At 68.6% G+C, this 20,812-nt stretch carries 19 protein-coding genes and 1 pseudogene; 8 read left to right on the forward strand and 12 right to left on the reverse strand.

Going from position 1 to position 20,812, the window contains the following annotated elements; translation table 11 throughout:
* Positions 1-212: 212 nt before the first annotated feature.
* The 3 genes from rlmN (at position 213) to B2742_RS00135 (ending at position 2,752) form a co-directional block, all read left to right on the forward strand.
* Complete coding sequence (rlmN, locus tag B2742_RS00125) at positions 213-1,370, forward strand: 23S rRNA (adenine(2503)-C(2))-methyltransferase RlmN (protein ID WP_292061589.1); 1,158 nt, start codon at positions 213-215, stop codon at positions 1,368-1,370.
* A gap of 104 nt (positions 1,371-1,474) precedes the next feature.
* Complete coding sequence (locus B2742_RS00130) at positions 1,475-1,918, forward strand: DUF350 domain-containing protein (protein WP_292061592.1); 444 nt, start codon at positions 1,475-1,477, stop codon at positions 1,916-1,918.
* Positions 1,919-1,921: 3 nt separating this feature from the next.
* Positions 1,922-2,752 (forward strand): S1 family peptidase, encoded by an 831-nt coding sequence (locus tag B2742_RS00135; protein ID WP_292061595.1) that lies wholly within the window; start codon positions 1,922-1,924, stop codon positions 2,750-2,752.
* A gap of 3 nt (positions 2,753-2,755) precedes the next feature.
* Here B2742_RS00135 and B2742_RS00140 read toward each other — a convergent pair whose 3' ends face one another.
* From B2742_RS00140 to B2742_RS00160, 5 genes are all read right to left on the reverse strand, one after another.
* The gene (locus B2742_RS00140; RefSeq protein WP_292061597.1) at positions 2,756-5,626 is read right to left on the reverse strand and encodes a M16 family metallopeptidase; all 2,871 of its coding nucleotides are present in this window, start codon (positions 5,624-5,626) and stop codon (positions 2,756-2,758) included.
* A gap of 86 nt (positions 5,627-5,712) precedes the next feature.
* Positions 5,713-6,600, reverse strand: a complete 888-nt coding sequence (locus B2742_RS00145) for a hydrogen peroxide-inducible genes activator (protein ID WP_292061657.1) — start codon at positions 6,598-6,600, stop codon at positions 5,713-5,715.
* A 317-nt stretch (positions 6,601-6,917) separates the two neighbouring features.
* Positions 6,918-9,167 (reverse strand): catalase/peroxidase HPI, encoded by a 2,250-nt coding sequence (katG, locus tag B2742_RS00150; RefSeq protein WP_292061599.1) that lies wholly within the window; start codon positions 9,165-9,167, stop codon positions 6,918-6,920.
* Positions 9,168-9,279: 112 nt separating this feature from the next.
* Entirely contained in the window at positions 9,280-9,663 is a 384-nt protein-coding gene (locus tag B2742_RS00155) for a VOC family protein (RefSeq protein WP_292061601.1), read from the reverse strand.
* 151 nt (positions 9,664-9,814) lie between these two features.
* On the reverse strand, positions 9,815-10,627 hold the full coding sequence (locus B2742_RS00160; RefSeq protein WP_292061603.1) for a hypothetical protein: 813 nt from the start codon (positions 10,625-10,627) through the stop codon (positions 9,815-9,817).
* 38 nt (positions 10,628-10,665) lie between these two features.
* Here B2742_RS00160 and B2742_RS00165 point away from each other — a divergent pair, with 38 nt between their 5' ends.
* Both B2742_RS00165 and B2742_RS00170 read left to right on the forward strand, forming a co-directional pair.
* On the forward strand, positions 10,666-10,794 hold the full coding sequence (locus tag B2742_RS00165) for a hypothetical protein (RefSeq protein ID WP_292061605.1): 129 nt from the start codon (positions 10,666-10,668) through the stop codon (positions 10,792-10,794).
* Positions 10,795-10,838: 44 nt separating this feature from the next.
* The gene (locus B2742_RS00170) at positions 10,839-11,594 is read left to right on the forward strand and encodes a DUF3800 domain-containing protein (protein ID WP_292061607.1); all 756 of its coding nucleotides are present in this window, start codon (positions 10,839-10,841) and stop codon (positions 11,592-11,594) included.
* A gap of 213 nt (positions 11,595-11,807) precedes the next feature.
* On the opposite strand, the pseudogene B2742_RS00175 reads toward B2742_RS00170, so the two are convergent.
* Positions 11,808-12,437 (reverse strand): annotated as a pseudogene (locus B2742_RS00175) (IS1595 family transposase); the annotation flags it as partial.
* A gap of 290 nt (positions 12,438-12,727) precedes the next feature.
* On the opposite strand from B2742_RS00175, the gene B2742_RS00180 reads away from it, so the two are divergent.
* From B2742_RS00180 to rplS, 3 genes are all read left to right on the forward strand, one after another.
* Positions 12,728-13,915 (forward strand): NAD(P)/FAD-dependent oxidoreductase, encoded by a 1,188-nt coding sequence (locus B2742_RS00180; RefSeq protein WP_292061609.1) that lies wholly within the window; start codon positions 12,728-12,730, stop codon positions 13,913-13,915.
* Positions 13,916-14,028: 113 nt separating this feature from the next.
* On the forward strand, positions 14,029-14,796 hold the full coding sequence (gene trmD / locus B2742_RS00185; protein WP_292061610.1) for a tRNA (guanosine(37)-N1)-methyltransferase TrmD: 768 nt from the start codon (positions 14,029-14,031) through the stop codon (positions 14,794-14,796).
* Between the two features lies 1 nt (position 14,797).
* Positions 14,798-15,226, forward strand: coding sequence for a 50S ribosomal protein L19 (gene rplS / locus B2742_RS00190; protein WP_292061612.1), 429 nt, complete (start codon positions 14,798-14,800; stop codon positions 15,224-15,226).
* A gap of 75 nt (positions 15,227-15,301) precedes the next feature.
* Here the strand turns inward: rplS and B2742_RS00195 are convergent, their stop codons facing one another.
* From B2742_RS00195 to B2742_RS00220, 6 genes are all read right to left on the reverse strand, one after another.
* The gene (locus B2742_RS00195) at positions 15,302-15,787 is read right to left on the reverse strand and encodes a PA2169 family four-helix-bundle protein (protein WP_292061615.1); all 486 of its coding nucleotides are present in this window, start codon (positions 15,785-15,787) and stop codon (positions 15,302-15,304) included.
* Between the two features lie 75 nt (positions 15,788-15,862).
* Entirely contained in the window at positions 15,863-16,669 is an 807-nt protein-coding gene (locus B2742_RS00200) for a tryptophan 2,3-dioxygenase (RefSeq protein ID WP_292061617.1), read from the reverse strand.
* A 31-nt stretch (positions 16,670-16,700) separates the two neighbouring features.
* Positions 16,701-16,955, reverse strand: a complete 255-nt coding sequence (locus tag B2742_RS00205) for a hypothetical protein (RefSeq protein WP_292061619.1) — start codon at positions 16,953-16,955, stop codon at positions 16,701-16,703.
* Positions 16,940-17,308 (reverse strand): DUF1318 domain-containing protein, encoded by a 369-nt coding sequence (locus B2742_RS00210; RefSeq protein WP_292061621.1) that lies wholly within the window; start codon positions 17,306-17,308, stop codon positions 16,940-16,942. Before B2742_RS00210 ends, B2742_RS00205 begins: the two co-directional genes overlap by 16 nt.
* 17 nt (positions 17,309-17,325) lie before the next feature.
* Entirely contained in the window at positions 17,326-17,526 is a 201-nt protein-coding gene (locus tag B2742_RS00215; RefSeq protein WP_292061624.1) for a YnbE family lipoprotein, read from the reverse strand.
* Between the two features lie 82 nt (positions 17,527-17,608).
* Positions 17,609-20,806: an intermembrane phospholipid transport protein YdbH family protein gene (locus tag B2742_RS00220; protein WP_292061626.1), complete on the reverse strand. Its 3,198-nt coding sequence runs from the start codon at positions 20,804-20,806 to the stop codon at positions 17,609-17,611.
* Between the last annotated feature and the right edge of the window lie 6 nt (positions 20,807-20,812).

Genomic DNA, 20,812 nt, shown 5'->3' on the forward strand with positions numbered 1-20,812 from the left:
AGAGGGCTTGAGCGCACGACGGCGGCGCCGTCGTTCTTGCGCGAAAGGGTGAGGGGCGACCGCCGTGGGGCGGCTTCGCCGCTTCAACCAGCCGACCCACATCCGGCGCTCCGCGTCACCTTCTCCCAATGGGAGAAGGATCAGGATGTCTGCCTTAAATCCTTCCCGATCTGTGGTATAAGCCGCGCCTCCCTCGCCCACAGGATGCCGCCTTGAGCCTGACGCTCGACCTTTCCCGCACGTCCGCCGCCAAGCCGGCGGCCCCCGTCAACCTCTCCGGGCTGACGCGCGCGGGCCTGCGTCAGGCATTGATCGACGCCGACATCTGCCCGCCGGAAAAGGCGAAGATGCGGGCGTCGCAGGTCTGGGGCTGGATCCACCATTTCGGCGTCACCGACTTCGCCGCCATGAGCAATGTGGCGAAGGACACCCAGGCGAAACTGGCCGCCGCCTTCACCCTCGCCCGCCCCGAGATCGTCGAGCGCCAGGTATCCAAGGACGGCACCCGCAAATGGCTGATCCGCACCGCGCCGGGCATCGAGATCGAGACCGTCTACATCCCCGACGTCGGCCGCGCCGGCGCCCTGTGCGTCTCATCGCAGGTCGGGTGCACCCTGAACTGCACCTTCTGCCACACGGGCACGCAAAAGCTGGTCCGCAACCTGACCGCCGCCGAGATCGTGGCCCAGGTCCAGGTCGCCCGCGACGACCTCGAGGAATGGCCGTCGCCCAAGGAAGACCGCCGGCTGTCCAACATCGTCTTCATGGGCATGGGCGAGCCGCTCTACAATCTGGACCACGTCGCCGACGCCATCGACATCATCTCGGACAATGAGGGCATCGCCCTGTCGCGCCGCCGGATCACCGTCTCGACCTCGGGCGTGGTGCCGCAGCTCGACGCGCTGGGCACGCGGACCCAGGCCATGCTGGCGATCAGCCTGCACGCCACCAACGACGCCCTGCGCGACGTGCTGGTGCCGCTGAACAAGAAGTATGATCTCGAACAGCTGATGGCCGGCATCCGCGCCTATCCGGGCCTGTCCAACGCCCGCCGGGTCACCTTCGAATACGTGATGCTGAAGGGCGTCAACGACAGCCCCGACGAGGCCCGCGCCCTGCTGAAGCTGATCGAGGGCATCCCGGCCAAGGTCAATCTCATCCCGTTCAATCCCTGGCCCGGCACCGACTACGAATGCTCGGACTGGAAGACGATCGAGCGGTTCGCCGCCATCCTCAACAAGGCCGGCTACGCCTCGCCGATCCGCACCCCGCGCGGTCGCGACATCCTCGCCGCCTGCGGCCAGCTCAAGTCCGAGAGCGAGAAGGTGCGCGCCTCGACCCTGCGCAAGGCGGCGGCCGAAGCGGCCTGACCGACACACCGCGTCACAGTTCTTGACCGACTGTGGCGCCGCCGCGCTTGCGGATTGAGGCAAAAACCGGGCAATCGTCGCGGGGCTCTTGCAACCGGACACTCATGGACTCCTCGTCCCTCTCCACCCTGCTCGAAAGCGCCGAGGTCCAGGCCTTCGCGACCGGCTTCCCGACCACCCTGGCGCACCTCGGCGTGACGCTCGCCCTGCTGGCCGTGGGCGCGATCCTCTACGCCCTGTTCACGCCGTGGAAGGAGATCGCCCTGATCCGCGAGGGCAACGCCGCGGCGGCCGTGGCCTTCTCCGGCGTCCTGATCGGCCTGGCCATTCCCCTGGCGGTCAGCCTCAGCGTCTCGACCTCGCTCAAGGACATCGCCCTGTGGGGCGCGGCCACGGTGGTGTTGCAGCTGCTGGCCTTCCGTATCGTCGACCTGCTGCTGACCGGCCTGCCCCAGCGCATCCGCGAGGGCGAGGTCGCCGCCGCCGTCCTGCTGGTCGGGGCCAAGCTGTCGACCGCCCTGATCCTCGCCGCCGCCCTGACAGGCTGAGCCGTGGCCTTCCCCAGACCACCGGACTGGCTCGTCTATTCCCTGGTCGTCAGCGCATTGGTTATCTGGTCCCTCAGACTGCGGGAAAACGCGGACGCGCCCCCCGCGCCGCCGCCGCCGGATGAGATCGAGGGCGCCCTGCTGGGTCCGATCACGCCCTTCGACCCCGCCGTCACCGTCAATGCGCCGGACATCCCCTTCCAGCCGACGTCCGGCACCGCCTTCTCGATCTCGCGCGAGGGCCTCTGGGTCACCGCCCGCCATGTCGTCGAGGGCTGCCGCCGCCCGGCCATCATGGTCGGCGGCGGTCGCGCCGTCGCCGCCGATGTGCGGCTGGCCCCCCGCGCGGACATCGCCGTCCTGCTGACCCGGGGCGGATCCGATGCGGTTCCGGTGATGGCCACGCACGGCCTGCGCGCCGGTCAGCGCGGCTTCCACCCCGGCTATCCCCAGGCGCGGGCCGGCGAGGTCGCCTCGCGCCTGCTGGGCCGCGAGACCCTGCGCGTGCGCGGCCGGGGCCAGCGCGACGAACCGGTCCTGGCCTGGGCCGAGGTCGGCCGCACCGACGGTCTGGGCGGCACCCTGGCGGGCCTGTCCGGCGCGCCGGTGCTGGACCGTCAGGGCCGCGCCATCGGCGTCACCATCGCCGAGAGCCCCCGCCGGGGCCGCATCTACACCACCGCCCCGGACACCTTCGGCCCCGCCATCCGCGGCGTTCAGAAGGCCGACGAGCCCCTGACCGGCCGGATCGTCACCGTCGACAACTACGGCCTCGTCGCCGACGACCTGCGCCGCGAACTGCGGGTGGCCCAGGTGGTGTGTCTGTCGGCCTGACCCCTACCGCAGGGTCGCCGAGTTCAGGTTCAGCTCGCTCAGCGGAATGACCTCGACGTTGGGATATTTCGCCCGCAGCGCCTCGATGAACTGGGCCGCGTCGCCGACGATGACCAGACTGGCTTCCGAGCCCGGCAGGTGGCGGGCGAAGGCGGCCTCGATCTGTTCCGGGGTCACGGCCCGGACATTGCCGGCATAGGCGGCCAGTTCGCTCATCGGCAGGTCATAGAGGGCCAGGTTGGCGACGAAGCCGCCGAGGCCGTCCACCGTCTCGAGCGAGCGGCCGAAGCCGCCCAGCATGACGGCCCGGCGCGGGCCCAGCTCGGCTTCACTGATCCGTTCAGTCCCCATGCGGCCGATCTCGGACAGGATCAGCTCGGCGACGGCGGGTACGGCGTCGTTGCGGGTCTGGGCCGAGGCGGTGAACACGCCCTCGTCGGCGCGGACGCCCAGGTTGGAGCCGGCGCCGTAGCTGAGGCCGCGCTTGATCCGCACCTCCTGGTTCAGGCGCGAGGAATAGCCGCCGCCCAGCACGGTGTTGCCCAGCGACAGGGGGAAGTAGTCGGCATCGGTGCGCGACACGCCCCGCACCGCCACGACCACGGCCGCCTGACCGGCGCCCGGCTGGTCGATGACGACAACGCGGGGGGCCAGAACCGGGCCGGCCGCGGCCGGGACGGCCTGATCGGCGACGGGCGCCGTGGTCCAGTCGCCGAAAGCCTGCTCCGCCAGCGCGCGGGCCTGTTCGGTCGTGATGGCGCCCGAGAAGACGAGCGTGGCCTCGTTCGGGCCGTAGGCGCGGGCGTGGAAGCGCGCCACGTCATCGCGGGTGATCGTCGGCAGGGACGTCGTGGTGCCCCCGCCCGGCGCGCCATAGGCGGCGTCGCCATAGATCACGCGCCCGACCGCCTGCGAGGCCACCGGCCCCGGCTGGCTCAGCTGCACACGCAGCCCGTCGAGCGCCTGGTCGCGCAGGCGATCCAGCTCGTCCTGGGCGAAGGTCGGGTTGCGCACCACGTCCGCCATCAGGGTCAGGGCCTGCGGGAAGACATTGGCCGGGGCATTGGCGAAGACGTTGGTGAAGTCCACGCCGGCGCCCGCGCCGACCGTGGCGCCCAGACCCTCGATCTCGGCGGCGATCTGGGGCGCCGCCCGGGTGGTGGTGCCCTGCGTCAGCAGACCGGCGGTCATCTGCGCCAGACCGGGCCTGGCCGCATCGTCACGCGAGCCGGCGTCGAAGCTGAGCCGCGCCGAGACCAGGGGCACGCCCTCGGTTGGGGCGACCAGCACGCGCAGGCCGTTGGCGAGGCGGAAATCGGCGACGGCCGGGGTCGCCAGATCGCCCTCGGGACCCGCGGCCGGAATGGCGGCGCGCTGATCTTCCGGCAGCAGCACCGTGGGCTCGCCGGCCGGCGCGAGGTCGGCGATGCGGACCGGAGCGTCCACGTCCTTGTTCTGCTCGGTCGGCGGATGGGCCTCGTCGGCGGGCAGGTAGCGCATGGTGATCATGCGCTGCTCCGACAGATAGCGCTGCGCCACGCGCTGGATGTCGGCCGGGGTCACGGCCTGGATGGCGGCGACCTCACGGTCGGCGGCCGCGGCGTCGCCGTCCCACATCAGGGCAAAGCCCAGGGCGTTGGCGCGGTCGTCGACGCCCTCGCGGCTGCGCAGGACGTCGGCGATCAGCTCGTTCCGGGCCTCGGCCAGTTCGGCGGCGGTGACGGGTTCGTCGCGGAAGCGGGCGACTTCCGCGCGCAGGGCCGCGATCCCGGCGTCCGGCGTCTCGCCGTCGGCCATGATGGCATAGGCGGTCATATGGCCTGCCTGCTGCGCAAAATCGGGGCTGGAGCTGGCCTGGGCGGCGATCTGCTGCTCATAGACCAGCGAGCGGTACAGGCGGCTGCTCTCGCCGGTCGACAGGACGCCGTCCAGCACGGTCAGGGCGGCCCGGTCCGGGTGGCCGTAGGGCACGGTGGGCCAGGCCAGCATCACCGCGGGCAGCGGCACATTGGCCCCGTAGAAGGTCGCCTCGCGCGGGCCCGTCGGCTCGGCCTCGACGACATTGTTCACCGGCAGGGGGGCGGCCGGATTGGTCAGGCCGCCGAAATACCGGTTGATCCAGCCGTCCAGCTGGGCCTGGTCGAAATTGCCGGCGACGATCAGCACGGCGTTGTCGGGCCGGTAGTAGGTGGCGTGGAAGCGGCGCACGTCATCGATGGTCGCCGCGTTCAGCTCCTCGATCGAGCCGATGCCGGGCCGGCGATACGGGTGGTCCTGATAGATGGTCTGGGGCGCGAACAGGCCGAAGAAGCGGTTGTAGGGATTGGCCAGATAGCTCTGGCGGTATTCCTCCTTCACCACGTCGCGCTCCGAGGCGAAGACGTCGGCGTCGACGACCAGCGACCCCATGCGGTCCGCCTCGGCGAAGATCAGCCGCTCCAGATGGTTGGCCGGAACCACCTCATAGTAGTTGGTGAAATCGTCCCAGGTGGAGGCGTTGTTGAACCCGCCCACATCCTCGGTCAGCCGGTCGAACGTTTCGGTCGGCAGGTTCTCGGTCGATTTGAACATCAGGTGTTCGAACAGGTGGGCGAAGCCCGAGCGCCCGGCCGGATCATCCTTGGATCCGACGCGGTACCAGACCTGGACCGTCACGTTCGAGGTCGACGCATCGCGCGAGGTGTAGATCTGCAGCCCGTTCGGCAGCACCCGGTGCGCGAACCCCAGAGGGGGCACCTCGATGGCCTGGGGCGCGAGGGCGGCGCTGGTCTCGATCGGGGCCATCGAGACCGCCGGGTCGCCGGGGGCGGCCCAGGCGGAGGCCCCGAGCATCAGGGCGGCGATCGAGGCGGCGGCGAACAGGCGGGATTTCATGAGACGCGGCTCCGGCACGCCCGGCGACCGCGGGCGCCGGAACCCTATCAGGGCCGATACCCGGCGCACCTTACGGAGTCGTAATGTCAATCCAGCCGGAGCGCGTCGGCCAGCAGCCGCGCCTCGGCCGCGCGGCTGGAGCCGGCGCGCCAGGCGACCACGATCTCGCGCCTCGGGGCCTTGGCCGTGATCGGCCGCACCACCACGCCGGGCAGATCGGCCAGTCCGGCCCGCACCGCCATCTCGGGCAGGAAGCTGACCCCCAGCCCGGCCGACACCATCTGCACCAGCGTATGCAGGCTGGTCGCGGCGAAGACATCCTCGCCCCGTGGCGGCTCGATGCCGAAGGCGGCCAGGGCATGGTCGCGCAGGCAGTGGCCGTCCTCCAGCAGGATCAGGTCCTCGGCCTTCAGCGACCCCGCCGGGATCGGCCCGGCGCCGGCCAGCACATGGCCGACCGGCGCGGCGGCGAGGATCTCGTCGTCGCCGATGCGGGCATGGTCGATGCCGTGCGAACTGTAGGGCAGGGCGATCACCGCCGCGTCCAGCTGGCCCGCCTTCAGCCCGGCGATCAGCCGCGGCGTCAGGTCCTCGCGGATGAACAGCCGCAGGGCCGGCCAGGCCGCCTTCACCCCCGGCAATTTGGCCGGCAGCAGGAAGGGGGCGACGGTCGGGATGACGCCCAGCCGGAACCGGCCCGACAGCGGCTTGCCCGCATTGCGCGCCGCCTCGACCAGATCCTCGGTCCGCGCCAGCACATCCTCGCCGCGCCGCACCGCCTCGGCCCCGACCGCGGTCAGCTGGATATTGCCGCGCGTCCGCTCGACCACCGGCGCGCCGAGAATCTTCTCCAGCTCCTGCACCCCCGCCGACAGCGCCGGTTGGCTGACATGCGCCGCCTCCGCCGCCCGGCTGAACGAGGCGTGCTCCGCCAGGAGCTTGAGATACTGGAGCTGTCGCAGGGTCGGGAGCATGGCCGACATATAGGCGTCCGCTATCGTTTGGCCAATGGCAATCAGTTGGCCTTATGGCTCCTTTGGTCCAGCAGAAGCTGGTTCATCACAAAGGACACGAAGGGGGCACGAAGCACACAAAGGGTTCGGAGCGGCTGATAATGCGAGCGTGCCGTAGATCCATGAAGGCGGCGAAGCCGCAATTTGGCTAACCACGGAAGCAACCTGCGGTCTGACAGAACCCCGGTCCCTTCGTGTCCTTCGTGCCCCCTTCGTGTCCTTCGTGATGAACCTCCCGGCCGCCGCACCGCGACGGCCGGAGTCAGTCACAGGTTGGATCAGGCCGCCGCCGCCCCGAACTCTTCCTTCAGGGTCAGGTCGAACCGGTCGTTGTTCATCACCTTGGTCCAGGCCTTGACGAAGTCCTTCACGAACTTCTCTCCCGCATCGGCCGAGGCATACACCTCCGCCAGCGCCCGCAGTTGCGAGTTGGAGCCGAACACCAGATCGGTGCGCGTCGCCGTCCAGCGTTGCTCGCCGGTCAGACGGTCAGCGCCGATGAAGGTCTCGTCGCCGCTGTCGTCGACCTGTTTCCAGCCCGTCCGCATGTCCAGCAGATGGACGAAGAAGTCGTTCGTCAACTGCCCCGGCCGGTCCGTGAACACGCCATGTTTCGACCCGCCATGGTTGGCGCCCAGCACCCGCAGGCCGCCGACCAGCACCGTCATCTCCGGCGCCGTCAGCCCCAGCAACTGGGCCCGGTCGACCAGCAACTCCTCGGTCGGGACATTGTACCGGACCTGCAGATAGTTGCGGAAGCCGTCGGCCTTCGGCTCCAGCACCGCAAAGCCCTCGACGTCGGTCTGGTCCTGGCTGGCGTCGGTCCGGCCCGGGGTGAACGCGACCTCGATCGCGTGACCGGCCGCCTTCGCCGCCTTCTCCACGCCCACCGAACCGCCCAGCACGATCAGGTCGGCGATCGAGACAATGCGCTCGCCGTCGAAATCGCCCTTGATGGCCTCATAGACCTCCAGCACGTGGGCCAGCTTGTTCGGCTGGTTGACGTCCCACGAGCGTTGCGGCTCGAGCCGCAGCCGCCCGCCATTGGCGCCGCCGCGGTGGTCGGAGCCGCGATAGGTCGCCGCCGCCGCCCAGGCCGTCGAGACCAGATCGGCCACGGTCAGGGTCGAGGCCGCGATCTGTTCCTTCAGGGCGCTGATGTCGTCGGCGCTCAGGTCCGGACCGGTCTGCGCCGGAATCGGGTCCTGCCAGATCAGGTCCTCGGCCGGCACTTCCGGCCCGAGGTAGCGGACCTTCGGCCCCATGTCGCGGTGACACAGCTTGAACCAGGCGCGGGCGAAGGCGTCGCCGAAATAGGCCGGATTGCCGCGGAATTTCTCCATCACCTTGCGGTATTCCGGGTCGAATTTCATCGCCATGTCGGCGGTGGTCATCATCGTCGGCACCCGCTTGCCCGGCGTATGGGCGGCGGGGGCGAGGGTGTCGGCGGGGTCGCCGACGGGATGCCATTGCTTGGCCCCGGCCGGGCTGCGGGTCAGCTCGTACTCATGGTCCAGCAGCATGTCGAAATAGGTCATGTCCCACTGGATCGGCGTGGGCGTCCAGGCGCCCTCGATGCCCGAGGTGATGGTGTCGTCGCCGATGCCGCTGGCATGGCCCGAGATCCAGCCCATGCCCTGCTGGGCGATGTCGGCCCCCTCGGGCGAGACCCCGACCTTGGACGCGTCGCCCGCGCCGTGGGCCTTGCCGAAGGTGTGGCCGCCCACCGTCAGGGCCACGGTCTCCTCGTCGTTCATGCCCATGCGGGCGAAGGTCTCGCGGATGTCGCGCGCCGACTGCAGGGCGTCCGGCACGCCGCCGGGCCCCTCGGGGTTCACATAGATCAGGCCCATCTGGATCGCGGCCAGCGGGCTCTCCAGCGCCATCTCCCGGTCGGGCTGGATGCGGGTCTCATTGCCCTCCTCGCCGACCCATTTCTCCTCGGTGCCCCAGTAGACGTCCTTCTCGGGCTCCCAGACGTCGGCCCGGCCGCCGCCGAAACCGAAGGTCGGCCCGCCCATGCTCTCGATGGCGACATTGCCGGCCAGGATCATCAGATCGGCCCAGGACAGGCTGGCCCCGTATTTCTGCTTGATCGGCCACAGCAGGCGCCGCGCCTTGTCGAGGTTGCCGTTGTCCGGCCAGCTGTTCAGCGGCGCGAACCGCTGCTGCCCCGCGCCCGCCCCGCCGCGCCCGTCGCCGGTCCGATAGGTCCCGGCCGAGTGCCAGGCCATGCGGATGAAGAACGGGCCGTAGTGGCCATAGTCCGCCGGCCACCACGGCTGGCTGTCGGTCATCAGGGCGGTCAGGTCGCGTTTGACGGCGGCGTAGTCCAGCGACTTGAACGCCTTGGCATAGTTGAAGCCGTCGCCCATCGGATCGCCGGTCCGGCCCTGCTGGTGCAGGATGTCCACGGCGATCTGGTTCGGCCACCAGTCGCGGTTGGTCCGACCGATCAGGGACCGCAGCGCGGCCTTTTCCTTCTTCGGATCGTTGAGGGGGCTGGGTCCGCCGGCGTGTCCGTCCATGGTGTCCTCCTGCGTTCTGGGCGCGATTGAGCCGAACCTAGACCTTTCGCCTCAGGAGGGAAAATCGATAAACCCTGTCATCAGGAACAGGAAAATCTATCGACCTCCCGGATCACGCCACCGCGCCCTGCTCCATCATGAAGGCGTTCAGCTTGTTGCCGTCCGGGTCGCGGAAATAGGCGGCGTAGAAGGTCTCCCCGCGCGGTCCGGGCGGTCCCTCGCAGGTCCCGCCATGGGCCAGGGCGATCTCATGCAGCCGGTGGATCTGATCGCGCGAGGACGCCTCCAGCGCCACCATCACGCCGTTGCCGACGCTGGCCGCCTGCCCGTCGAACGGCTTGGTCAACCCGATCCCGGCCCCGCCGCCCGGCGTGCCCCAGGCGATCGCCCCCGGCCACTCCATCATCCGCGCCGTCCCCATCTCGGCGGCGATCGCATCATAGAATTTCGCCGCCCGCTCCAGGTCGTTCGTACCCAGCGTCACATAGCCGATCATGTGGAAGTCCTCCCTTTGGGCGCCGATCCAAGCATGAACAAAACAGGAACTCAAGAGGGGCGGGGATGTATCCCCTCTGGACATGTGCGGCGGTTTCTCCCCTCAGGGGCGGAGCTAGGCCGTGATTAGCGCGATCATCGGCGCGCTGGCGCTAGGTGGAGCGGAAGTGTCTCCCCCCAAGGCTCAGATAGGCCTTCCCCTCATGACGGAAGCTGTCCTTTGCGAGATGCGCGCGGAATACGTTGCGTCGGGTCCGCCCAAAGACGTCGGTGTACCTAATGTAGCCCGCAAAAATGTGGACGACGTCGCCGTGCAGAATGTCGTGAGCCTGCAAGACGGTAAGCGGTTGGGTGGTAAACTGCTCGTACTGGGTTGTCGGTTGGTCCGGCCCCAAATCGAATATGTGCGTTTCCGTCAGGTCGGTAATTCGGACCGCGTCAGGCTTACCGGTGTGGCAACGGATTACGGCCCTCTTGATTCGGATATTTCTGGCGGGCGTCTGTCCTCGGTTCTTTATCGACATCCAAATTACCGGGTGCTTCCCGGCCTCAACGCCGACGCAGTAGACTTGGTCGATGCTCAAATAGGCCCGGAGTTGCCGCTCCGACGAGCGTCTGGCGATCTCATTGGCCTCCCGAGCCTTCGCGAGCGCAGCGTGGCCTTGAACGATGTTCCAGAACAGTCCGACAATCCCCAGCAACGCGACCGCGCTCACAATGAGTTGCCAGACGGCGAGGTCTACAAGCGCCTCCCCAGCCCTAGCGGCACGGACCTGGGCTGGAAGGTCTTTCTCCGCACATTCGTTTTGATCGCCGCCGCAGCTTGCTTCTGGGGCTGCGTACACCGACTGGCGTGCCTCACTTACATCTCGGACCCACGCCGCCCCCATCGCAATGCAAAGGATCATCGCGAGAACCCCTAGCGACGTGGCTATCGCGGCCTGCTTCCCCCACCAGTCTTTCATGTCGAGCCCCCCAGCCCGTCATGTGCTAGGATAACCGGATGCCAGACAACCCCGACGAAGAACGCTTCGACCGACTTCTAGACGCGATGGTCAACAAGCCACCGCTGGACGTGAAGCCGAAGGACGAGCCGGCCGAGGAAGATTTTCGCGAGGACGAGGCGGAGTAGCGGTCAACACGTCGCTATGCTCTCCTCCGGCTTTGGGGGGCAGCATGTATCTGATGTACGTGGACGAAAGCGGCGACACCGGCTTGGTGAACTCGCCCACGCGGTATTTTGTCCTGTCTGGGCTCGCCGTTCACGAAAGCGGATGGCGGGACTTCCTCAACCATCTGGTGGCTTTCCGTCGAACTCTAAAAGCCGTTCATGGATTGCCCCTTCGGACGGAAGTCCATGCCTCTGAGTATATCCGGCGGCCCCCTATCCCCGGAATGGCGAAGCATGTGCGGCTTGCCATACTCAGGCAGTTTGCGGACGAACTGGCCAAGTCGCCGCATATCAGTTTCACGAACGTGATCGTGGACAAGCAGGGGAAGGCTGCGAACTACGATGTCTTTGAGAACGCTTGGCAGGCCCTGTTCCAGCGCTTCGAGAACACCATAGGTGCCGGTCATTTCCCGGGCGCTCATCGCGCCGATAAAGGGCTGGTGATTACGGACGCGACAGATGGCCGAAAGCTCACGCGACTCGTCCGGCGGATGACCGCTCACAATGTCATTCCCGGCATGGGCGGCTTGCCCGCGCGAAACCTCCCAATGGTACGGGTCATTGAGGACCCGCACGGAAAAAACTCCGCCGACAGTTATTTCATCCAGTCCTGCGATACCGTTGCGTACTTACTTCACCAGAAGTACGCGCCCTGTTCCTATGTGCGGAAGCAGGGCGCCAGACAGTATTTCAATCGGTTGAGGCCAGTCCTGAACACGAGGGCGAGCCGTGCAAACGGGTTCGGCATCGTTCAACTGTAAATAAAAGGGGGAGGCGCTCGAAAGCCCCTCCCCGGTGCGGTCCTACTTGCAGGTTGTGCCTACTTTCAGACTACCCCGGAATCTTGGGCTAATCACAGCAAATGTCAAGCGATGCGTTGACACGCCCCCCAAAAGGCGCCTGCCGGATTCGCCGTTTCAGGCTCCGCGCGGGAACGACAGCAGCGGCAGATCGAACATCATGTGCGGGTGGCGGCGCAGGTTGTACCGGAACTCGAACTCGTTGAGGTACGTCTGAAGGTGCTTCTGCGAGACGCTGATGTACGTCCCGTTGATGCCGCGCTTGAGCATGCCCCAGAAGCCTTCGATCGTGTTGTTGTTGGCGGTGCCGCGCGAGCATTCGCCAGCCTGATTGTTGAGGATGGTGTGCTGGTAGCCGCGACCCATGTAGCCGAGAACGCCGAAGGCATGTTCCGCGTCTGACGTGATGCGCGAGCCGGGCTTGATGTTGGCGGCAAGGGTCTTGCCGACGATGCCGCCGCGACGGTTCGGCAGGTGACGGGCAACGACGTTGCCGCCTTCCTCGACCATGCCGAGGACCACCTTCTTGTCGTCAAAGCCCTTCTTATCGACGCCGCCGACGAAGGTGTGGTCGATCTGGACGGGTTGGCCGTCAGCGCCGCCAATCGTGTCGTCGCCGTCCACATAGCCCATGTATTGGCGGATCAGCTTGCACATGCGAGGGGCGGGAATGTATCCCCGGTGGACAAGGCTCGCGGCGCCGCAACCGTGTCTTCCCGCCCCCGATAATCCCGCTCCTCCCGACCCCCGAAGGCGCCCTTTCGACCCCCTGCCGGCCGCCCGGGACCGCCTTTTATCCCGCACGCCCCCGTACCGGCGGTACAATCCGGTCAAGGCGGTCAAGAACCCGCCCCGCCTGACCGGTCTTTGACATCGCCGCCCTCAAACCCCGCCCGACCGCCCCAGGCCGACGCGGATTGCCAGCACAATGACGCTGCTCCCGCCTGCGCGTCGGACATCCTGAAATATTTTCCGCGCGGACGGCGCCTTTCCGCCCCTTCCGCACGCCGTGGACGGAGCGATCGAAGCGCACGATGCGCACGATGCGCACGGAGTTTTTCTGTCCGCTCGCCGCCCGTGCTAAGGCCCGCCGCATGACCCCCCAGACTGTGGATGTCCTGATCGTCGGCGCAGGCGCGGCCGGGATGATGTGCGCCATCGAGGCCGGGCGGCGCGGGCGCAGCGTCCGCATCCTCGACCACGCCCGGGCGCCGGGCGAGAAGATCCGCATCTCCGGCGGCGGGCGCTGCAACTTCACCAACCTCGGGACCGGCCCCGCCAACTTCCTCGGCGAGAACCCCCGGTTCGCCACCTCGGCCCTGAAGCGGTTCAGCCAGCAGGACTTCGTCAAACGCGTCGACCGCGCCGGCATCGCCTGGCACGAAAAGACCCTGGGTCAGCTGTTCTGCGATGACTCGGCCAAACAGATCATCCGCATGCTGACCGACGACATGCGGGCGGCGGGCGTGGTCCTGTCGCTGGGCGTCTCGGTCGAGCGGATCGACCGTGTCGCCGACGGCTATGAGGCCGCCCTGTCCGACGGCTCCGTGGTCCGCAGCCGGTCGCTGGTGCTGGCCACCGGCGGCAAGTCGATCCCCAAGATGGGGGCCACCGGCTGGGCCTACGATACGGCCCGCCAGTTCGGCCTGCGCGTCACCGACACCCGCCCGGCCCTGGTCCCCCTGACCTTCGAGGCCGGCCTGCTGGAGACGCTGAAGCCCCTCGCCGGGGTCGCCGTCGACGCCGTGGTGAAAGGCGGCGGGACCGCCTTCGCCGAGGCCATGCTGTTCACCCACCGCGGCCTGTCGGGCCCCGCCATCCTCCAGATTTCGAGCTACTGGCGCGAGGGCGAGGCCATCACCGTCGCCATGGCCCCCGGCGAGGACCTCTACGCCCGTCTCAAGGCCGCCAAGGCGGAGAACGGCAAACAGATGGTCCATACGGCGCTGGGCCATCTGATCCCCCGCCGCCTCGCCGAAAGCGTCTGCGAGCGCGAAGGGATCAAGGGCAAGCTGGCCGAGGTCGGCGACAAGACCCTGCGCCGCCTCGACGCCGCCGTGAACGCCTGGACCGTCAAGCCCGTCGGCTCCGAAGGCTACCGCACCGCCGAGGTCACCCTGGGCGGCGTCGCCACCGACCAGCTGGACCAGCAGACCATGGCGGCCAAGACCGTGCCGGGCCTCTACGTCATCGGCGAGGCCGCCGACGTGACGGGCTGGCTCGGCGGCTACAATTTCCAGTGGGCCTGGTCGTCGGGTTGGGCGGCGGGGCAGGTTTGCTAGGGGTGAGGGTCGAGGGATGAGGGTCGAGTCAGGAGGTTGGCCCGGTCCTTTCGCCCTGACCCCTCGACCCTCGACCCTCGCCCCTCGACCCTTCTCGCGCTACGAACCCCGCCATGACCCCCCGCCCCCCCTTCACCGCCACCGTCCTGACCATGTTCCCCGAGGCGTTTCCGGGCCCGCTCGGCGTCTCGCTGATCGGCACGGCGTGGCGTGAGCGCGGGCTCTGGAGCCTTGATACGGTTGACATTCGGGCCTTTTCCACAGATACGCGCGGCTTCCTGGACGACACCCCCGCGGGTGGCGGCCCGGGAGCCGTGCTGAAAGCGGACGTGGTGGCCAGGGCGCTCGACAGCGTTTCGGGCCCGCCCCGGCCGCTTTTGTACATGAGCGCCCGGGGTCGGCCCCTGACCCAGGCGCGCGTCAAGGAATGGGCCAGGGCGGACGGGATCACCGTTCTCTGCGGCCGGTTCGAGGGGGTGGACCAGCGCGTGCTCGACGCGCGCGGGTTCGAGGAGGTCTCCGTCGGGGACGCGGTGCTCGCCGGCGGCGAGGCGGCGGCCATGGTGGTGATCGAGGCGTGCGTACGACTTCTGCCCGGCGTCCTCGGCCAGGCAGACAGTCTCAGTAGCGAGAGTTTCGAGGACGGCCTTCTGGAGCATCCGCAGTACACGCGACCGCGGACGTTCGAGGGGCTGGAGATACCCGAGGTTCTGCTGTCCGGAGACCACAAAAAGGTCGCCGCATGGCGCGAAGAGCAGCGGCGAGTGACGACCCGGGAACGACGGCCAGACCTCTGGGCGGCCTATCCGGACAAGACGACCCATGCGGGACATGAGCCCGCCAAATCACAGGTAAAGAGCGCAAAAGCTCGAGGAGAATAGAATGAACATCCTTCAGACGATCGAAGCCGAAGAAAAAGCCCGCCTGGTCGCCGTCCGTGCGATCCCCGACTTCCAGCCCGGCGACACGCTGCGGGTCATGGTCAAGATCAAGGAAGGCGAGCGCGAACGCATCCAGGCCTTCGAGGGCGTCTGCATCGCCCGCGCCGGCGGCGGGATCAACGAGAATTTCACCGTGCGCAAGATCAGCTTCGGCGAGGGCGTTGAGCGCGTCTTCCCGCTGATGTCGCCGAACATCGACGCCATTGAAGTGAAGCGCCGCGGCGTCGTCCGGCGCGCCAAGCTCTATTACCTGCGCGACCGTCGCGGCAAGTCGGCCCGGATCGCCGAGAAGCAGACGATCCGCCCGGTCAAGGGCGTCGTGGTCCCGGAAACCGGCGCCGCCCAGAAGGCCGACGAAACCGAAGCCTAGGCCTCACGGCATTCAGAATGACAAAGGCCCCGGCGGATCCCGCCGGGGCCTTTTCTATCCGTCGTCCGGCCAGGCTCAGTTAGGATAGAGCCGGCCGTCCGCGTCCTTCTGGCCTTCCAGGCTGTGCTTGAGATCGCGCATCTGGTCATGGCCGTCCTTCACCGTGGTGTAGGCGCGGCGGATGGTTTCGCGGGTGGTGGCTGAGACGGCCGAGTCTTCCAGCGCGGATTCGAACTTCGCCTTGATGAAGTCCTCGCCGTTCTCGACCGAGTTCACCACGGCCTGTTCGTCGCGCAGCAGGGCGTGTTTGACGTCGAGGAAGGCGCGGTGGGCCTTGGCGAGGATGGAGCCGTCGTCCTCCGGCTCGCCGCCCAGGCTGCGGACCGTGCCCTGCAGGTCGGCCGCGACCTGCTGACGCTCGAAGCTGCGAGCCTCGAACAGCGTGCGGTAGTTGGGCTTGTCGGTCTCCTTGGCGGCTTCGCGATAGCCGTCGGCGCTGTCGATCGTGGTTTCGATCAGGCCGTTGAGAACGTGGATGTCGTGATGATTGGGGGTGGTCATGGGCAGCTCTTTCACTGTTTCCGGGAGGAGACGTGAAAGCGCGGTCGGGCCTGAAAAGGTTTCAGCTTCGCCGTTCTACAATTTCGTGCGCAGCGACCAGAGCTCGGGGAAGCAGCGGCGCTGCAGGGTCTCGGTCAGATAGGCCACGCCCTCGGTGCCGCCGGTGCCGCGGCGGCGGCCGATGATGCGCTCCACCGTGACCACGTGCTTGTGCCGCCAGGTCAGCAGGGCGTCGTCGAGATCGACCAGCTTCTCGGCCAGCTGGTAGAACGGCCACCAGCGGGTGGTGTCGCGATAGACTTCCAGCCAGGCGTTCTCGACGCCTTCCGACGGTTCGTGCGGACGGCTGACGTCGCGGTCGAGAACCTCGGGCGGGACCGGGACGCCGGCCGCGGCCAGCTGGGCCAGCGCGTCGTCATAGAGGCTGGGCGCGGCGAGCGCGGCCTGCAGCGCGGCATAGGCGTCCGGCCGTTCCTCGTGGAAGCGCAGGAAGCGGTCGTCCTTGAGCCCAAGCATGTATTCGAAGCGGCGGAACTGGTCGCTCTGGAAGCCGGATGAGGAGCCCAGCACGCCGCGGAAACGCAGATAGTCGGCCGGGGTCATCGTGGCCAGGATGTCCCAGCTCATGGTCATGACGGCCTGGATGCGGCTCACGCGCGCCAGACTCTTGTAGGCGGGGACCAGATCGCCGGCACGGACCAGGGCCTGGGCCAGGGTCACCTCGTGCAGGATCTGTTTGAGCCACAGCTCCTTGGTCTGGTGGATGATGACGAAGAGCATTTCGTCATGCTCGGTCGACAGCGGATGCTGGGCGGCGAGCAGGTCATCCAGCGCCAGATAGCCGGCGTAGGTGATCTCTGAGGGTTTGGCGGGGTCGGTCATCCGCGACCTATCGCGCGGGAGGCGCGGAGGCTCAAGGCTTGTCGGGGTCGTCGGGTCGTTCATCCCAGCCCTCGCGGCTGGACTTGAAGGCCAGCGCCATCAGGCCCCAGGTCAGTCCGACCGTGCCCGTCACGCCCAGGGACAGGGCGATGAGGCCATGCGTGCCCAGCCGCCCGCCGCCGATGGCGGTCCAGGCGACACTGACGGCGGCGGTCACGACGGCGGCGACGCCGATGACGAGAAGGAGTTTCAGCAGCAGGCGGCGCAGGGTCAGCGCTGGACCCACTGGCCCTGGGCGTTGCGGTACCATTGGCCCGTGCTGATGCGCGGCAGGAGCTGGGTCTGGAACATGCGCGCGGCGGCGGCTTCGGCGGTGGCGCCGTCGCCGGCCGCCTGGGCGCTGCGCGCATAGGCTTCACGACGGGCCGCATTGGTGACCTGGACGGCTTCGGTCAGGGCGGCGTCGGACGAGGGGACGCGGAAGCCGAGATAGCCGTCGGCCTGTTCGCCCACGGCGCCTTGCGCCTTGGCAGCGTCGATCATCGACTTCTGGGCGGACGTCTGGGCCAGGGCCGCGCCCGCGGCCACGCCGAGGGCCGCGATGGCCGCCGTCACGACGAAGAGCTTGCGGAAAGACATCGGGATCAACTTTCGCATCAGAACAGGTTGGGGTTTTCGACGAGAAGGTCCTGAAGCTCCTTGTCGAGGCGGACGCGAACATCAGCGTCCAGCTTGGCGTAGATCTGGATCGGATCGACCTGCAGCCGGACCGTGGGCGTGCAGGCGCCGGTCCCTAGGGCGGCGATGAGGCCGATAAGGGCGAGGCGGGTGCGCGTCCGGGTCTGGGGCCGAGTCATGAGCGGTGGTCTCCGGTCTTCAATCGACGACGATCTAACGCGATTGAGCGTGAACGGGTTCTGAACGGCGAAGATGGCCTGATCACGGCGCAGTCGGTGGCGCCGCCTCTGACGGCGCCGCCGCATCGGCAGACGGACGTCCATCGCGGGCGCGGTTGAGCTCAAGCAGGTCGCCGATCAGCTGGTTCAGGTTGAGGGTGGTGTCCAGGGTCAGGTCGATGCCCGTGTCTGACGGAAGGGGCAGGGGACGGTTGAGGAATTCGCGGCTGATGAACTCCGCGAGCGGGATGCGCAGTTCCTGACGCACGGGCGGATCGTGGCGGCCGCGGATGCGGAACAGGACGCCGATCCGGCCCTCATCGAGACTGTTGACCTCGGCGGAGAGGATATCGAACGAGAGATTTTCCATCGCCTGATAGGCCAGATCCTGGACGGTGTTGGGCGGCACGGCCTCGCCGCCCCCGCCGGCCTCGAGATCGCTGAGCGCTTCGCGCGCGATGGACAGGCGGCCGGGCTGGACCGCCGCCAGCGAGCCGCCGACGATGCGGACTCCGTTGACCTGATCCGAGGTGAAGGGCAGCCGGCCCGAGACCACCGCGTCGAGATTGACCTGGTCGCCGAAACCGGAGCCGGCGATGATCTGGCCCAGCTGGACGTTCTCCAGCACGATGACGCCGCTGATCGGCTGGTTCGGGTCGAGGGGCACGGCGAATGGCTCGACCCGGATGCGGCCTCCCGCCACGGCCAGGTCGCCGCCCTCGATGGTCACGGCCGCCTTGTCGAGACCGAAGGTCAGTTCGATGTTGGTCAGGGGGGCGGCCGATTCCAGCAGGTCGGCGGACAGCCGCTGGCCCGGCGCGGCGGTCAGGGGCGCGAGATTGGTGAAGTCGATGGTTCCGCGCAGACCTTTCACCGGACCTGCCGGGCTGGTGAAGTCCAGACCGGGGATGGTCAGCCGGCCGGAACTGGTTCCCTCGGTCTCGGCCCGCCAATCGATACGGCCGTCGAAGGCGACGGAACCGGACGCGGGGGAGCCGATGAATTCGGCCAGGGGGCTGAGGTCGGCGGGCTGAAGACCGCCGTCGGCGAAGACGATGGACGGGGCCTCGATGGTCAGGCCGCCTGCTTCGGCGACGCCGTCATGGGCGAGGGTCAGGCGGCCGAGCACCGCGCCCCCGCGGCTCAGATCGAAGGCGCCGGTCCAGTTGTCGCCGGCCAGACGGGCGGAGCCGGTCGCACCGAGTGGATGGAAACGCCGGGGGGTGGTGGCGTCATCGACCGTCGCCCGGGTTATGCGGGCGTCGAGACCGACGCCGCCCGGACCGCCCGTGGCGGTAAAGCCACCCTCAGCGTCTCGGAAATTCAACGCCAGGAAGGGAGCCGAGGCGTCGAGTCCGCTCAGCGCGCCATCGGCGCGCCAGCGACCGTCGGCGACGCTGACCAGCGGTCGCGCGACAGGGCAGATGTCGCCCGCGATGCCAACGACGTCGCTCTCGTCCAGCTCCAGCCGTTCGACGGTCAGGGGAATGCAGCCGGCGGCGACATAGGTGAGCCGACCGCCGGACGAAGCCAGTTCGCCCCGGGTCCGGACCGTGATCCCGCGGGCGAGGCCGAAGTCCAGGGCGGCGCGCCCGTCCAGGGTCGCGGTGAACCCGGTGGGGCTCAGCCGCCAGGCCGGGATAGCGAAGGCGGCCTCGGGCAGGCCCTGGCCCCGCGTCGCCGTGAGCGACAGGGCGCCGCCGCCGGCCTGGCCGCGCGTGGCGGCGAAGATGGGCGTGGCGACAGGGTTCACGACAAGCACGCCGCCGTTGGCGGGACGCACGGTCGCCGGGCGGGTCAGGGTCAGGCGCGTCCCCGAGTGACCGGCGATCAGCTCGAAGCCGGGCGCGGCGACGGCAAAGGCCGACAGGGCGCGCTTCATCCCGGCCAGCTCCGGCACGTCGTCGCCGGCGGGCGGGCCGAACAGCGGCCAGGCCCCCCGGGCGGCGCTGAACGCGCCCGTGGCCGTGACCCGCAGGCCCCTGTCCGAGACGAGGTCGAAGTCCGACGCGCCCCGGACCCCGGTCAGGGTCAGGTCATCCCAGGCGAACCGTTCCGCCGCGAAGACGACCGGACCTTCCGCCTCTAACGCGGCGCCGCGTCCGCCGACGGCGAGCCGGCTGGAGCTCAAGGCGACGCCGGCGCCATCCAGGCCGGCTCCGGAGGCGCGTGCGGCGGTCAGGGCCGCGCCGCCGTCCACACGCCAGTTCAAGCCTCGGGGGTCGCGCGCCAGAACCGCGCGGGCATTGGTCAACCGCAGGCGCGCCGTGGCCGCGGAGACCGCCGGACCTTCGATGCGGGCGGCGCGCAGATCCACAGCGCTGGCGCCCTCGATACGGAACGTCTCGATCCAGCCCGCCATCTGGCCGCTGAAGGTCAGGTGGAGGTCGGCGTTGCGCGCTGATGTGTCCGCCGCGGCGAGGCGGTCGGCGGCGAGGCGCAGATCGATCCGCGCGCCACCGTCGCCGCGCCGGGTCTCAAGGTCGGGATAAGGGAGGTCGCCGGCAACGGTCAGACGCGCGGTCTCGCCGGTGAACCCCGGCAGGCTCGCGCGCTCGGCGGCGGCAACGAGTCGAAGGGCGACGCGGTCGCCGGTCGTCGTCAGATCGACCGTAGCCTGCAACCCTCGCGCCTCGATGTCCCCGCTCTTGAAGGCCGTCGCGGGCATGCGGGCGTTCAGCCGGATCAGCTTGCCGTCGTCGATCCGGGCGTCGCCGAGAATGCTGGTCGGTCCATAGTCGGTGTCGAGGCGCACCCGCGCGCCTTCGACCAGGACGAGCGGACCACGGCTGTCGGGACGCGGGGGCTGGCCGGTGAAGCGCTCCACCAGCGGATCGAGCGAACCGAGGGTCAATCTGCCGTTCCGGACGCTGGCACGGACCACCGGCCGGATCAGACGGATGCGGGTCGGCGTCAGGCCCAGGCCGCCCGTCGACCACGGCGCGCCGATGGCGTAGTCGACCTCGACCCGTTCGACAGTGACATCGGGGTTGTCCCCGTCGCCGATGCGGACGCTGGCCACGAGACCGTCAAGTTCGAGGCGGTCGACCTGCATGTCGGCCTCGATGCCCTGCTGCTCCAGCCAGCCGATCAGAACCTGCCGCGTCGCCGCCCGGCGATTGACGTAAAGCAGGGCCGCCAGGACCAGGAGCACGCCGACGCCGACGCCGACGACCAGGAGCGCGCGGCGTCCACGCGGGCGTCGCGGTCGAAGCGGGGCGGGTTCGGAGGCGGCGGTCATGGACCG

Origin of the sequence: Brevundimonas sp. UBA7664 (assembly GCF_002483305.1) — a bacterium.
Taxonomy (GTDB): Bacteria; Pseudomonadota; Alphaproteobacteria; order Caulobacterales; family Caulobacteraceae; genus Brevundimonas.